12 protein-coding genes are annotated in these 13,174 nt (G+C 64.5%); 8 read left to right on the forward strand and 4 right to left on the reverse strand.

What is annotated here, in order from left to right:
* The first annotated feature begins 11 nt into the window (after positions 1 to 11).
* From rsmA to CGLAU_RS03895, 5 genes are read left to right on the forward strand one after another with little or no spacing between them, the layout of a single operon-like run.
* The gene (rsmA, locus tag CGLAU_RS03875) at positions 12 to 860 is read left to right on the forward strand and encodes a 16S rRNA (adenine(1518)-N(6)/adenine(1519)-N(6))-dimethyltransferase RsmA (RefSeq protein WP_095659557.1); all 849 of its coding nucleotides are present in this window, start codon (positions 12 to 14) and stop codon (positions 858 to 860) included.
* On the forward strand, positions 853 to 1,815 hold the full coding sequence (locus CGLAU_RS03880) for a 4-(cytidine 5'-diphospho)-2-C-methyl-D-erythritol kinase (protein WP_095659558.1): 963 nt from the start codon (positions 853 to 855) through the stop codon (positions 1,813 to 1,815). The genes rsmA and CGLAU_RS03880 overlap by 8 nt, the downstream gene beginning before the upstream one ends.
* 22 nt (positions 1,816 to 1,837) lie before the next feature.
* A complete protein-coding gene (locus CGLAU_RS03885) occupies positions 1,838 to 2,515 on the forward strand; it encodes an exonuclease domain-containing protein (protein ID WP_198305010.1) in 678 nt (225 codons plus the stop codon).
* A gap of 12 nt (positions 2,516 to 2,527) precedes the next feature.
* Positions 2,528 to 4,339: an ABC-F family ATP-binding cassette domain-containing protein gene (locus CGLAU_RS03890; protein WP_095659559.1), complete on the forward strand. Its 1,812-nt coding sequence runs from the start codon at positions 2,528 to 2,530 to the stop codon at positions 4,337 to 4,339.
* A gap of 18 nt (positions 4,340 to 4,357) precedes the next feature.
* Positions 4,358 to 5,479 (forward strand): glucose-1-phosphate adenylyltransferase family protein, encoded by a 1,122-nt coding sequence (locus CGLAU_RS03895; protein WP_232507187.1) that lies wholly within the window; start codon positions 4,358 to 4,360, stop codon positions 5,477 to 5,479.
* A gap of 83 nt (positions 5,480 to 5,562) precedes the next feature.
* Here the strand turns inward: CGLAU_RS03895 and CGLAU_RS03900 are convergent, their stop codons facing one another.
* On the reverse strand, positions 5,563 to 6,390 hold the full coding sequence (locus CGLAU_RS03900) for a TraB/GumN family protein (RefSeq protein WP_095659561.1): 828 nt from the start codon (positions 6,388 to 6,390) through the stop codon (positions 5,563 to 5,565).
* Positions 6,391 to 6,500: 110 nt separating this feature from the next.
* Here CGLAU_RS03900 and ppk2 point away from each other — a divergent pair, with 110 nt between their 5' ends.
* Entirely contained in the window at positions 6,501 to 7,382 is an 882-nt protein-coding gene (gene ppk2 / locus CGLAU_RS03905; RefSeq protein ID WP_095659562.1) for a polyphosphate kinase 2, read from the forward strand.
* A gap of 5 nt (positions 7,383 to 7,387) precedes the next feature.
* Here ppk2 and CGLAU_RS03910 read toward each other — a convergent pair whose 3' ends face one another.
* Both CGLAU_RS03910 and CGLAU_RS03915 read right to left on the reverse strand, forming a co-directional pair.
* A complete protein-coding gene (locus tag CGLAU_RS03910) occupies positions 7,388 to 7,957 on the reverse strand; it encodes a DNA-3-methyladenine glycosylase (RefSeq protein ID WP_095661023.1) in 570 nt (189 codons plus the stop codon).
* Positions 7,954 to 8,748: an HAD family hydrolase gene (locus CGLAU_RS03915; protein ID WP_095659563.1), complete on the reverse strand. Its 795-nt coding sequence runs from the start codon at positions 8,746 to 8,748 to the stop codon at positions 7,954 to 7,956. The genes CGLAU_RS03910 and CGLAU_RS03915 overlap by 4 nt, the downstream gene beginning before the upstream one ends.
* Positions 8,749 to 8,808: 60 nt before the next feature.
* Between CGLAU_RS03915 and CGLAU_RS03920 the strand changes: the two genes are divergently transcribed.
* Complete coding sequence (locus tag CGLAU_RS03920; protein ID WP_095659564.1) at positions 8,809 to 9,816, forward strand: 3-hydroxyisobutyryl-CoA hydrolase; 1,008 nt, start codon at positions 8,809 to 8,811, stop codon at positions 9,814 to 9,816.
* Here the strand turns inward: CGLAU_RS03920 and CGLAU_RS03925 are convergent, their stop codons facing one another.
* Complete coding sequence (locus CGLAU_RS03925; RefSeq protein ID WP_095659565.1) at positions 9,817 to 11,481, reverse strand: histidine-type phosphatase; 1,665 nt, start codon at positions 11,479 to 11,481, stop codon at positions 9,817 to 9,819.
* A 203-nt stretch (positions 11,482 to 11,684) separates the two neighbouring features.
* On the opposite strand from CGLAU_RS03925, the gene CGLAU_RS03930 reads away from it, so the two are divergent.
* Positions 11,685 to 13,145, forward strand: a complete 1,461-nt coding sequence (locus CGLAU_RS03930) for a glyceraldehyde-3-phosphate dehydrogenase (RefSeq protein ID WP_269768551.1) — start codon at positions 11,685 to 11,687, stop codon at positions 13,143 to 13,145.
* Positions 13,146 to 13,174: the final 29 nt, after the last annotated feature.

Consider the following 13,174-nt stretch of genomic DNA (forward strand, 5'->3'; position numbering starts at 1 on the left):
CTCCATCCGGGATGAGCGATTCCCACCTGCTAGGCCCCGTTGAGATCCGCGAGCTTGCCGACGAGCTTGCGGTCACACCGACGAAAAAACTCGGCCAAAACTTCGTCCACGACCCGAACACCGTGCGCCGCATCGTCGCGGCGGCGGAACTTTCGCCTGCCGACGTGGTCGTCGAGGTGGGGCCCGGCCTCGGGTCGTTGACGCTTGGTCTGATCGATTCCGTCGCACATGTCATCGCGTTGGAGATCGACCCGCGCCTGGCGGGGCGTCTCCAACAAACCGTTGACACCCGCGCCCCGCAATTTTCGGAGCGACTCACCGTGATCAACACCGACGCGCTCAAGGTGCGCGCGGAAGACCTCGACCGCGAGCCCACCGCGCTGGTGGCGAACCTGCCATACAACGTCTCAGTGCCGGTGCTGCTGCACCTGCTGGCAGAATTCCCGTCCATCAAACGCGTACTTGTCATGGTGCAAAAGGAAGTCGCCGACCGCCTCGCCGCCGAGCCCGGGTCCAAGATCTACGGCGTGCCCAGCGTCAAGGCCGCGTTCTACGGCGACGTTTCGCGTGCAGGCACCATCGGCAAGAACGTTTTCTGGCCGGCGCCGAACATCGAATCTGGGCTGGTGCGTATCGACGTCTCCGATGAGCGCGACCGCTCACTTCGCGACGCGGTTTTCCCCCTGGTGGATGCAGCGTTTGCGCAGCGCCGCAAGACGCTGCGCTCCACGCTTGCGTCGGTCTACGGCTCGCCGGCCGCGGCGGAACACGCCCTGCGCGCCGCCGGTATCGACCCTGGGTTGCGCGGCGAGGCGCTCGGCGTGGAGGACTTTGTGCGTTTGGGGCAGCAGCGTGGTTAACCAGTTTGCGGCATCCGCGCCCGGCAAAGTGAACCTGCACCTCGGCGTCGGCGAAGCGCGCGCCGATGGCTACCACGACCTTGTTACCGTCTTTCAAGCCGTCGACCAGCGCGAAGTGGTGCGCCTGGTGGTCGAGGACGGTGTCGCCTCCGAGGGTGAAAGCGTCGTCGCCGGTATCACCACGCACTGGACGCTGGAGGGGGCACTCAGCGAGCAGATCGACACACCGTCGAACCTGGCGTGGCGCGCGGTCGATGCGGCAGTGGCTGCGCACCGCGCCGCATTTTTTCCGGTTGCGCTGCCGAAGGTGCGCATCGAGGTAGACAAGGCCGTCTTTGTCGCCGGCGGAATGGCGGGCGGTTCCGCCGACGCGGCTGCGGCACTAGTGGCCGCAAACGCCTACCTGGAACACTTCAGCGGCACCGCGCTCGACCAGAACCAGCTCGTCGCGCTGGCGAAAGACCTCGGCGCCGACGTGCCGTTCGCCCTCATGGGCGGCAACGCGCTGGGCACCGGCCGCGGCGACGACCTGGTGGAGATGCTCGGCCGCGGCGAATTCTGGTGGGTGTTTGTGAACCCGCGCGTGCCTATCAACACCGGCGAAGCCTTCGGCTTGCTGGACGACTTGCGCCACCACAACCCCTCGCTCGTACCCCACCTCGATACCACCGCAGTCGCGCAGGCGCTCACTTCGGGCGACCCGGAGGTGCTCGCGGTAGCGCTGCACAACGATCTCCAAGCTGCCGCGCTCGAGATGCGACCGCAGCTCAAGGAATTGATCCGCGCCGGGGAAGCAGAGGCGCTCGCCGCGATCGTGTCCGGCTCCGGCCCAACGGTGGCTGTGTTGTGCCGGGACAGCGGTCACGCCCAGGAGGTGCGCGACGCACTGGCAGGGCGTTTTCCGGGCTACGAGCTCATCACAACGCACGGCCCCGCAGCGGGCGCCTTGTTGTAGAACACGTGTACGATCTCAGGGCATGATGCTTCTCGACGCCCTGCGCTACCACCTCGACGGCGCTACATCCGGGGTCGATCCGCGCCTTGAGCTGCAGCCAGCCACAAGCGTCGCGGGGTCGGGAAAGCGGAAAGTGGGCAAGTACGTGCCGTCGTTAAGCGAATTGCTTTGCGACGAGTATGTGTGTGTGGATTTTGAGACCGCGAACCGGGTGGGTGGTGCTTCGGCGTGCCAGGTGGCTTTGGTGAAGGTGCGCGGATGTGAGGTGGTGGATGAGCTGTGCACGTTCCTGCGGCCGCCGGAGGAACACATCGCGTTCGAGTTCAGCCATATCCACGGGATTTACCGCGGCGACGTGGAGGACGCGCCGAGCTGGTTCGACATCGCGGACGCGGTGGTGGAGTTCGTCGGCGACGCACCGGTGTATGCGCACAACGCGACGTTTGATGCGTCCGTGTGGCGTGGGCTGGACCGGTACTACTTCACGGGCACGTTCCCGGAGCGGATGTACTGCACGGGTCGGTTGAGCCGCAGGATGCTGCCGGAACTTGTCGATCACCGCTTGCCGACGGTGGCGTCGTACTGCGCGCCGGGGTTTGTGCTCAACCACCACCGGGCGGATTCGGACGCGCTGGCGTGCGCGCACATTGTGGCGCATCTGCAGCGGGACCGGAGTCTGCACGCAATGCTCGCCCCGTAAGATGTTTTCGCGATGGCTAACCTGATCAATCTGGAAAACGTTTCCAAAACCTGGGGGCTGAAAACCCTGCTCGACGGCGTTTCGTTGGGTGTGCAGTCCGGCGACCGCATCGGCATCGTCGGTGTGAACGGCGGCGGCAAGACCACGCTGTTGGAGGTGCTCACCGGCATTGAGCAACCGGATGCGGGCCGCGTGTCGCACAACTCCTCGCTGCGCATGGCGGTGGTGACCCAGCGCTTCGAGCTGGATAGCACGGTGACCGTCGGTCAGGCCGTGGTTGAGCCGCTTGGTTTGCAGGTGTTTGAGTGGGCATCGAACGCCAAGGTGCGCGAGGTACTGCAGGGCACCGGCGTGGCTGATCTCGGGTTGGATACCCCGGTGGGGTCACTCTCGGGCGGCGAGCGCCGGCGCGTGAACCTCGCTGCGGCCCTGGTGCAGGACCTGGACCTGGTGGTGCTGGACGAGCCGACGAACCACCTCGATGTCGAAGGTGTGCAGTGGCTTGCCGACCACTTGCTCTCGCGCAAGCTCGCCGTAGTGGTGGTTACGCACGACCGCTGGTTCCTCGACACCGTGGCCAACCTGACGTGGGAAGTCCACGACGGCCAGGTCGACGTTTACGAGGGCGGGTACAACGACTGGACGTTCGCGCGTGCGGAGCGCGCCCGCCAGGCCGACGCAATCGAGCAGCGCCGCCGCAACCTCGCGCGCAAGGAGCTGGCGTGGCTGCGCCGCGGGGCGCCGGCTCGCACCTCGAAGCCGCGCTACCGCATCGAGGCCGCTGAGGCGCTGATCGCCGATGTGCCCGCGCCGCGCGACTCGGTCGAGCTCATGGCGTTTTCCAAGCAGCGCCAAGGCCGTGTGGTCATCGAGCTGGAGGACGCGCGCATCGATGCCCCCGACGGCCGCACCCTGGTGGACCATCTCACCTGGAGGCTCGCGCCGGGCGAGCGAATTGGCCTGGTGGGCGTCAACGGATCCGGCAAGACGACGCTGCTGCGGACGCTGGCGGGGGAGTACCCCTTGGCGGCCGGCAAGCGCATCGAGGGCCAGACCACCCGCATCGGCTGGCTGCGCCAGGAGCTCGATGACCTCGACCCCACCCGCCGCGTGATCGATGCTGTGGAGGACGTGGCCACCTACATCGAGCTGGGCAAGGGCCAGCTGTCCGCATCCCAGCTCGCGGAGCGCCTCGGATTCTCTCCGAAGCGCCAGCGCACCCCGGTCGGAGACCTGTCCGGTGGCGAGCGCCGCCGCCTGCAGCTCACCCGCGTGCTCATGAGCGAGCCGAACGTGCTGCTGCTCGACGAGCCCACGAACGACTTGGACATCGACACCCTCCAGGAGCTCGAGGACCTGCTAGACAACTGGGCGGGCACCCTTGTGGTGATCTCCCACGACCGCTACCTCATCGAACGCATCGCGGATTCCACCTACGCCCTCTTCGGCGACGGCAAGCTGACGAACCTGCCCGGCGGCATCCAGCAGTACCTGGATCGACGTGCCGCACAACAGGGCAGTGCTGGCGTGTTGGACTTGGGGGAGGCGCGTGCGGCGGAACAACATGCCGTCGATAAGCAAAAAGCTCTGTCCTCCCAAGAGGAACGCGAGCTGCGCAAGCGGATGAACGCGCTGGAGCGCAAGCTGGAGAAGGCCGACAAGGACGCGGCCGCGCTGGAGGCCGAGATTACCGAGTTGTCCGGCGGTGCCGCGCCTGATTTCGAGGCGATTGGCGCCAAGACAAAGGAGCTGGCGGCGCTGCGGGACGAGCGCGACGAGTTGGAGATGCAGTGGCTCGAACTCGGAGAGCAGATCGAGGCCTAATCGTCCACAATGGGTGCCATGCGCAACCCACTCGTCGCCCTCGTCCTCGCAGGCGGCCGCGGCAGCCGTCTCACGCCGCTCACCGACCACCAGCCGAAGCCCGCGGTGGCGTTCGCAGGGAGCTACAGGCTTATCGACATCACCCTGTCCAACCTCACCCACTCAGGCATCAAAAGCGTGTGGATTGCCGAGCAGTACCGCCCCAACTTCTTAAACCGGTACTTAGCGGGTGGGCGCCCCTGGGACTTGGACGGCACCTTGGCGGGCCTGCGCGTCCTCCCACCAGGCGAGGGTGACACCGAGGACGGCTTCAGTGAAGGCAACGGCCACGCCCTCTACCGGCATCTCGACGAGGTGGAGGCGGTGGGCGCCGAGACGCTGGTGGTCATGAGTGCCGACCACCTCTGCCAGCTGGATCTTCGTGCTGTTGTTTCCCAGCACGAACGCCTCGGCAGCGACGTCACCGTGGTGACCACCGAAATCGCCGAGGACCCCTCGCGCTACGGCGTCATCCAGCGTGACGGCGACCGGGTCACCGAGTACGCCTACAAACCTGGGTCGCCGAAGAGTCAAGTGATTGCCACCGAGGTCTTCGTCTTTCGCGTGCCTGCGCTGCGCGCCGCGTGCGACGCCCTGGTTGGTGACGACTCCGACGGTGCTGAGCTGGGCGATTACGGCGAAACCATCCTGCCGTACATGGTGGAAAACGCCACCGTGCACGCGTACCGTTCGGGCGGGTACTGGCGCGACGTCGGCACCGTTGACGCTTACTTTCAGGCGCACATGGAACTGATCGACGGCACCGGTTTCAACCTCTACGACCCCGACTGGCCCATCTTGAGCAACCTCTCGACTTCCACGCCGGCCCGGATCAGGCCGGAGGCAAAGGTCCACAACTCGCTCATCTGCCCGGGCGCTGACGTTGCGGGCGAGGTCACCCACAGCCTGATCGGCCCCGGTGTGCGTGTGGAGCGGGGGGCCACAGTGAACCGGTGCGTGCTCACAGCTGATGTGGTGGTGCCCAGCGGTGCGCACTTGGAATCCGTCATCGCGGACACTGGAGCGCAGGTAGGCGCCGGCCGAACCGGGGCGACGAAACCGGGCCCGGGCAACATCACCGTGCTGACCGCGGAGTTGTAGTCCTTCAACTCGCGGAGGCAACCCAAGTCCATCCGCCCGGGCGTTTGTCGATTACGTCATCGCGGAGCAGCTCGAGGGTTGAGCTAGTGCTTGTCGACGGCCAGGTCAACGCGGCCGATTTCCCACTCCTTATCCGCGAGCAGCGCGAGGACACCGGTGTCGTAGGGCAGGTGCGCGGCACCGAGGAGTACCAGCCCCGGAGTGTCGCGCAGGTGGGTATCCAGCGCGCTGGCCATCGCGGCGTTGCGTTTGAGCATGGTGTCCGAGCGCTGCTCTGCGTCACTGAGTAGGCGGAGGTCTTGGTTTGCGTAGCGGGTGAACATGTCGAAGATCTCGTTCGATTCCGCGCCGCGGAGTTTCGCGCCGTAGTCATCGAGAGCTGCGTCGAGGTCGCTATCAGCGTCGAAGTGCGCGAACTGGTCGGCGGATTGCTCGAGCCCGGTGACTGGGATGTCGCGTTCGGCGGCGACGGTAATGAAGTGGTTCTCCATCTCGAAGCGCGGTTCTTCAAACAGCGGGGAGCGCAGCTGCGTTGCCGTCTTGACGAGCTGGGTGAGCACACCGATGGAAAGCGTTGGAAACTGTTCGCTGAGTGGGTTGAGGACTGGGGAACCGGCTGCGAAATCGTAGAGCCGATCGAGTTGCCCCGGTGTGGCTGGCCCGGTCCCCTGCGGTCCGAGCGCGCTGAGCCCAGTCTCTTGCATCTGCGTCGTCAGCTCCATCATCTCTTCCGGAGCGATTTCGACGTAGAGGTGGCCGAGGCGAATGAGGTGCTCTTCAAGCACGGCGGTCGGCATCGTGATGTGCGAGGTATCGATGACGTGCACGGTGCCGGCAACCACTGAGGTCGCACCCTCGGGTGACTTCAGTGTCCAGAACAGGGAATCTGCGAATCGCTCGTTGGGATGCATGGGGCCGATGATAGGGAAAGTCGTGCCATGATCCGGAGGGCTAACTGGGCTGCGGGGGAAGTGTATACCTCTGACGGGGAGCGAAAATGTGATCCGCTACGGTTGTCCGCATGAGCGAAACGTCTGCCAGCAAACCGCCGAAGCTGTCCAAGAAGGCCTACGAGAAGGAGCTGCTGCGCCTGCAAGCAGAACTCGTCTCCATGCAGGAGTGGGTCGTGCAGACCGGCTCGCGCCTCGTGGTCATCATGGAGGGCCGCGACGCCGCCGGTAAAGGCTCTGCAATCAAGCGCATCACGCAGTACCTCAACCCGCGCACCTGCCGTATCGAGGCGTTGCCGAAGCCGACGGAGCGCGAGCAAGGGCAGTGGTACTTCCAGCGCTACGTCGAGAAGCTGCCGTCCGCCGGCGAGATCGTGATCTTCGACCGGTCTTGGTACAACCGCGCCGGCGTGGAGCGCGTGATGGGCTTTTGCACCTCGCAGGAGTACCGCCGTTTCCTGCACCAGGCGCCGATCTTTGAGCGGCTCTTGGTGGAAGACGGCATCATGCTGCGCAAGTACTGGTTCTCTGTGTCTGACGAGGAGCAGTACCGTCGCTTTGAATCGCGCCGCCAGGATCCGTTGCGCCAGTGGAAGCTCTCTCCGATGGACTTGGAATCAATCACCAAGTGGGAGGAGTACTCCCGCGCCAAGGACGAGATGTTCCTGCACACTGATATCCCGTCTGCGCCGTGGTACACGGTGGAGAGTGAGGACAAGAAGCGCTCGCGCATCAACGTGATCTCGCACCTGCTGTCTACGGTGCCCTACGAGCACCTCGAGCCGCAGCTGCCGGAGATCCCGGAGCGGCCCGAGCCGAGCGGTTACGAGCGCCCGCCGCGTGAGGAGTTCCGCTACGTGCCGGATGCTGCCGCGCAGCTGGAGGAGCGCAAGGTGGAGCCGAAGAAGGCGGCTAAGAAAGACGCTAAGAAGGGCAAGAAGAAGAAGGACTAGCGACCCTACAGCGCGGTCTTCGGATACCCGCGCGGGGTGGACACCGTGCGGTCGCCCGGGATCCAGAACCGCAGTGGCGCGTCGGCGTTCTTCGAGATCCCGATGCGTGGCCCAGCCACCCATTCCGGCTCGGCGTCGCGCATCGCCAGCTCGACCTTCGTACCGTTATCTTCAAGCCGCAGGCCCAGCGCTTGGCCGAGGTTGCCCGGCCCGCGCGCAAGGTTTTCAAATGGAATGAGTGCCCGATCCGGGCGCTGCCGGCGCTCGCGGGCGAGGTCTTCACCAGCGACCACCTCGCCGCCGCGCATGAGACACCCCTGCCCGTCGCCTTCGGGCGCGCACACGAGGTTGCCGTTGTGGTGGATGCCGTAAGAGAAGTACACGTACAGGCGCCCGGGTGGGCCGAACATCGTTGCGTTTCGCGCGGTCATGCCGTTGAACGTGTGGGCGGCGGCGTCGGCGGCACCGAGGTAGGCCTCCACCTCGGTGAGCCGAATGCTCACGCCGTTCATGGTGATCACACAGCCGAGCAGTTGCGGACCAACCACGTCGGCCGGTTGGGAGAAGTCGATCACGCCAGCCACTCCCGCAGCTTGGCCACGGCCCCTTCCTCCGCAACGGTCCCGCACACCTCGTCGGCGATCGCTTTCACGTCGTCGTGCGCGTTGCCCATCGCCACCGCATGGCCGGCTGCCTGCAGCATGCCCAGATCATTCAGGTAGTCGCCGAAGGCGGCGGTATCGGCGGCATTGATGCCAAGAGTCTCGGCGAGCGCCTCAAGCGCGCGGCCCTTGTCTGCGTCGGGGCGCATGATGTCGATCCAGTGCTTCGAGCTCAGCAGCACACGCAGCTCCGGGACGCGGCCCTTCACCCAGTCGAGCGCTTCCGTTTCAGCGTCGCCTTGGATGTACAGGGCGAGCTTCACCGTGGCGTTCAACGGGGCGTCGATAAGCGAAGCAAGCTCCTTCCGCGAGTGGTAGTAGTTGTTGATTTCTTCCGAGATTTCCGCTGGGAGATCCTCGCGGGTGAAGCAGACCTCTGGCGCGCACACCACTGCATAGGCGGTAAAAGGCGCGTCCTCCAACGCCTCAACCAGGCGGCGTACCGGGGCTTCAGGCATCGGAGTCGTCGAAACGATCTCGCCCCTGTGCCACACCACCGCGCCGTTCTCCGCGATGAAGGTATCCGGCGCATCCTGCGCGAACATGTCCCGCAACGTAGCTAGCTGGCGGCCGGACGCCGGCGCAATGGTCACGCCCTGCTCACGAGCCTCGGCCAGCACGGGCCAAAAGCTGTTCGGAATGTCACCCCCTGTGATGAGCAATGTGCCGTCCATATCCAGCGCTACAAGTCGGGGGGTGTGCATATCGGCCAGGGTACCGCCAATGCGGTGCGGCGCCGCGGTGTGATGTGGAACACTGGTCGCATGACTGCACCGAACGAAAACACTGACACCGAAGCCAAGGTTCTCACCGAGGTCCGCAACACCACCGGCGTGATCACGCTGAACCGCCCGAAGGGCCTGAACTCGCTGGACTATGACATGGTCAAGATCATCGACGCGGCGCTGCGCGAGTGGGCCGAGGACGACCAGGTCGAGCGCGTCGTGATTACCTCCAACTCCAAGCACTTCTGCTCGGGCGGCGACGTCAAGTACGCCCGGCAGGCGATCCTGGACGGCGACGAGGCCACCGTGGATCAGTTCTTCGCCGACGAGTACGACATGAACCTGCGCCTGGCCAACTTTGGCAAGCCCTACATCGCCCTGGCCAACGGCGTGATCATGGGCGGCGGCATGGGCGTGTCCGCGCACGGCTCGCATTTCGTGGTTACCGAGGACGCGTTCGCCTCCATGCCGGAGATGAACATCGGTTACATCACCGATGTCGGCATGAGCTTGACCTTGCAAAACCTGCCGAAGCGACCGTCGAAAAACCTCGGCAAATTCCTCGGCCTCACTGGCTACCGCATGACCCCGGACGACATGCTCGAGCTCGGCCTCGCCACCCACAAGGTCGCCTCGCTCGACGGTTTGCTCGATCGCATCGTGGAGGAGGGGGAGCTTTCGCTTGACGACGCCTCGGTAGCGCCGTCCTCAAGCACAATCGCGCAGTATTTCGACGATATTGAAGCGACCTTCGACGGCTCCTGGCCCGAGATCGAGGCGCGCCTTGAGGGCGCGTTCGGTGACTTTGTGCGCAGCCTGATCGCCAAAGCGTCGCCGTCGGCGCTGGTGGCTGCAGCCGAGCTGTTCGAGGCGAACGCGAAGCACGACCTCGCAGGTGCGCTCGAGAACGAGCGCGTGCTCGGCCAGGTCATCCGGCGCGAGCCCGACTTCGCAGAAGGCGTGCGCGCGGTACTGGTGGACAAGGACCAGGAGCCCAAGTTCGCCGAGCGGCCCGAGCCGGAGAAGTACCGCGCGGTGCTGAAGTAGCTAGAAACCGGCGCCGATGATGCCGAGCTGCCAAGCGCCGAAGCCGAGCGCCGCGAGGATAGCAAGCACCGCGGTGACGGCGATCGCGATGGCGCCAGTCTTCGATGAACCGTCTCCGGTGGAGCCGTTCTCCGCCGAGCCGTCCTTCGACGAACCATCCTTGGTGTCGGCGCCCGGTGTGATGTCTGGGCGAGCCTTGGAATGGTCCGAGGTCGAACCGAGCGGCAGGCAGTCGGCCAGCTCCTCGATGGTGTAGAACGCGGAACCATCTACCACCGGCATGCAGCCAGCGTGGAACGGGATCTCAGCCTCGTTGTACAGCATGCGAACCAGGGTGACACCTTGGTCATTCTGGAACGCATCCCACTGGATGTTCGCGCCCATCGGATCGACGGTGTCGCCGCGCCACTTGGAGTTCTCATACGTCATGAGCTCATCTGCCGGCACTCCCTTCTCGGAGCCCGGCAGCTTCAGCAATGCTGCGAGCGGAACAATGGCACCGGAGTGGCTGAACCGGTACTCGGCGGCGATCTCGCCGCCGGCCGCGCGGTCCTTGACACCTTGAATCATGTGGTCCAGCAGCGGAGCGTAGTTGTCGTACGCCACGGTCTCGCCTTCGTTGGCGGGGCCCTTCTGGTAGTAGTCCTCGACATCGAGGAGGTACGCGAAGGTGGGGCCGATTTCATCGTCCATGAACTCGTTGAAGATCCACCCTTCGGCGGGTTTCGCTGCCTCGCGATCCATCGCCGGGGCGATGATGTACAGGTTGTAGAACTGCAGCGCAGCGTCGGCAACGCCTTCCACGGTGTTCTTGCCGTTCTGGGCAGTGAAGGTGAGGGACCCGTCGTCGATGCCATCGACGAAGTCCTGCGTGAAAATCTTCAGCAGAAGCTTCTGCGACGCTTCACGGGAAGCTGGTTTCGCATAGGCCTCATCGATCTTCGCTTCAACGATCTCCCCGTCTTCCCACGCTGCGTACCGCTCGTAGCTGTCGAGAGATTTGTCACCGTGGGCCTTGAGCAGGTCGGTTCGAGCCTCGATCTTGACGTGGTCGTCTTCCATGCCGTCGATCAAGTGGCTGTCCAGTTCAGGCTTCGCCGCGAGCAAGCTGCGGCCGAACTCCCAGCCGGATTCCGTCGCGCGGTCTTCGCCGGACGACATGAACTTGACCTTTGCGTCAGACCCGACGATCGCGTTCAGCAGCTCGGTGTTTCGCTTTGCGTTCCGCTCGCCGATTCCTTGGAGTTCTTCGCGGCCGAACACGGTGAGGTTTCCGTAGCCGGTCTCTGGCCCGGTGAGCTCCTCGTTCGCCTTCGTCATCGCCTTGACCTGCGGGATAAGGCGCTTACCCAGGTCAGTAAGTTGGCCGCGCTTTTCCGCCTCAAGGAGCATCTGCAGCGCGAGGTCGTCGTACTTGAAACCGGAGAGTCCGCGCGATCCGTGGCGGTTCACGGTTGAGGTGTAGATCTGCTTGAAACCGGCAGGTGGCTGGCTGTAGCTAGAGATCGGAGCGGCGGGGGAATACGGCTGCTTGGTGGAGTAGTAGGTGGTCTGGTTCTCAGCCGCGAGCGCCGGAGTGGCCATAAGCGGCGCGGCGAGAGCGGCAGCAAGCGACATTGCGAGAGCGGTGCGGGTGGTTTTTGCGGACGCGGTCAGGGTGGTCAAAACAGGCTCCTCAGATTGGGTGGCGGGCGCGCCCACCAAGCTACCGCCGCGGAGTTACCGCGCGATGAATGGCGGGTGAATATCCGTCTTCCCTTACCGCGCCTGAATTTGGCTTGGACGTTAGTATGGGGGGACGGTTTGAGCAGAGTATGCCCCCAAAAACCACATACGTGATTGATTTCAATGACCGCTTAAGGAGCGACGTGACCGAGAACCAGGTGGACACCACCCCCCGCGACGACTGGAACCACAAGATTGAGCTCGCGCAGGAGATGCTGCCGCTGATCAGCCGTCTGCACCGCGAACACAACGCAGTGACCTCGATTCACGGCCGTCTGCTCATCGGCTTGACCGATATCGAAATCATCAAGGCGCACCGCTACGCACGTCGCATTGTGGAAAAGGAGCTGCCGCTGGATGAAACGCTGCCGATCCTGCGCGAACTCGTCGAGATGGACCTGGGCACCGCTTCGATCGACCTCGGCCACCTGGCGCACCTGTACAAGGAATCTGACCAGCAGGATCTGCGTGCGTTCCTGGAGGAGCAGCTCGCCGAGGTTGTCGGTACTTCCTCCGAACTCGAGGGTCGCGATGTCGTGCTCTACGGTTTCGGCCGCATCGGCCGCTTGCTTGCTCGCATCCTTATCGCCCGCGAGGCCACCTACGGTGGTGTCCGCCTGCGGGCCGTCGTGGTGCGCAAGAAGGGTGATGAGGACATCGTGAAGCGCGCGTCCCTGCTGCGCCGCGACTCGGTGCACGGTGCGTTCAACGGCACGATCACCGTGGACCGTGAGAATGACCTTATCTGGGCGAACGGCACTCCGATTCAGATGATCTACGCCGATTCCCCGTCTGAGATCGACTACACCCAGTACGGCATCGACAATGCCATCGTGGTGGACAACACCGGTGCATGGCGCGACCGCGATGGTCTGTCCCGCCACCTCGAATCCAAGGGCGTGGATCGCGTGCTGCTGACCGCACCGGGCAAGGGTGACATCCCGAACATCGTTTACGGCATTAACCAGGACATGATCGGGGACGACAAGATCCTCTCCGCCGCGTCCTGCACCACCAACGGCATCACTCCAGTACTCAAGGTGATCAACGACCGCTACGGTGTCGTCCACGGCCACGTGGAGACGGTGCACTCCTACACCAACGACCAGAACCTGGCCGACAACTTCCACAAGGGCCCGCGCCGCGGCCGGGCAGCTGGCCTGAACATGGTGCTCACCGAGACCGGTGCAGCGAAGGCCGTCTCGAAGGCGCTGCCGGAGTTCGCCGGCAAGCTCACCGGTAACGCAATCCGCGTGCCCACGCCGGACGTGTCCATGGCGGTGATCAACCTGGAGTTGGAGCAGCAGGTGGACAAGGACGAGGTAAACAACTTCCTGCGCCGCGTCTCCACCGATTCCGAGCTGCGTCAGCAGATCGACTACATCCACTCCCCGGAGGTGGTCTCCACCGACCTGCTAGGCTCCACTCACGCAGGTGTCGTCGACGGCCTGGCCACCATCGCCTCCGGCAATCACCTGGTGCTCTATGTCTGGTACGACAACGAGTACGGCTACTCCAACCAGGTTGTGCGTGTGGTTGAGGACATCGCAGGGGTGCGCCCGAAGATCTACCCGGCCCGCAAGGCGCCGGCTGAAATCCAGTAGCCGATTGCCGCACCCTTCAGCGGCTCGGC

The organism is Corynebacterium glaucum (assembly GCF_002287505.1).
Lineage (GTDB): Bacteria > Actinomycetota > Actinomycetes > Mycobacteriales > Mycobacteriaceae > Corynebacterium > Corynebacterium glaucum.

Coding starts and splice junctions, on each gene's coding strand:
- CGLAU_RS03890 (WP_095659559.1), top strand. CDS start 2,528: ATGGCTAACCTGATCAATCTGGAAAACGTTTCCAAAACCTGGGGGCTG.
- ppk2 (WP_095659562.1), top strand. CDS start 6,501: ATGAGCGAAACGTCTGCCAGCAAACCGCCGAAGCTGTCCAAGAAGGCC.
- CGLAU_RS03885 (WP_198305010.1), top strand. CDS start 1,838: ATGATGCTTCTCGACGCCCTGCGCTACCACCTCGACGGCGCTACATCC.
- CGLAU_RS03915 (WP_095659563.1), bottom strand. CDS start 8,748: ATGCACACCCCCCGACTTGTAGCGCTGGATATGGACGGCACATTGCTC.
- CGLAU_RS03920 (WP_095659564.1), top strand. CDS start 8,809: ATGACTGCACCGAACGAAAACACTGACACCGAAGCCAAGGTTCTCACC.
- CGLAU_RS03900 (WP_095659561.1), bottom strand. CDS start 6,390: ATGCATCCCAACGAGCGATTCGCAGATTCCCTGTTCTGGACACTGAAG.
- CGLAU_RS03895 (WP_232507187.1), top strand. CDS start 4,358: ATGCGCAACCCACTCGTCGCCCTCGTCCTCGCAGGCGGCCGCGGCAGC.
- rsmA (WP_095659557.1), top strand. CDS start 12: ATGAGCGATTCCCACCTGCTAGGCCCCGTTGAGATCCGCGAGCTTGCC.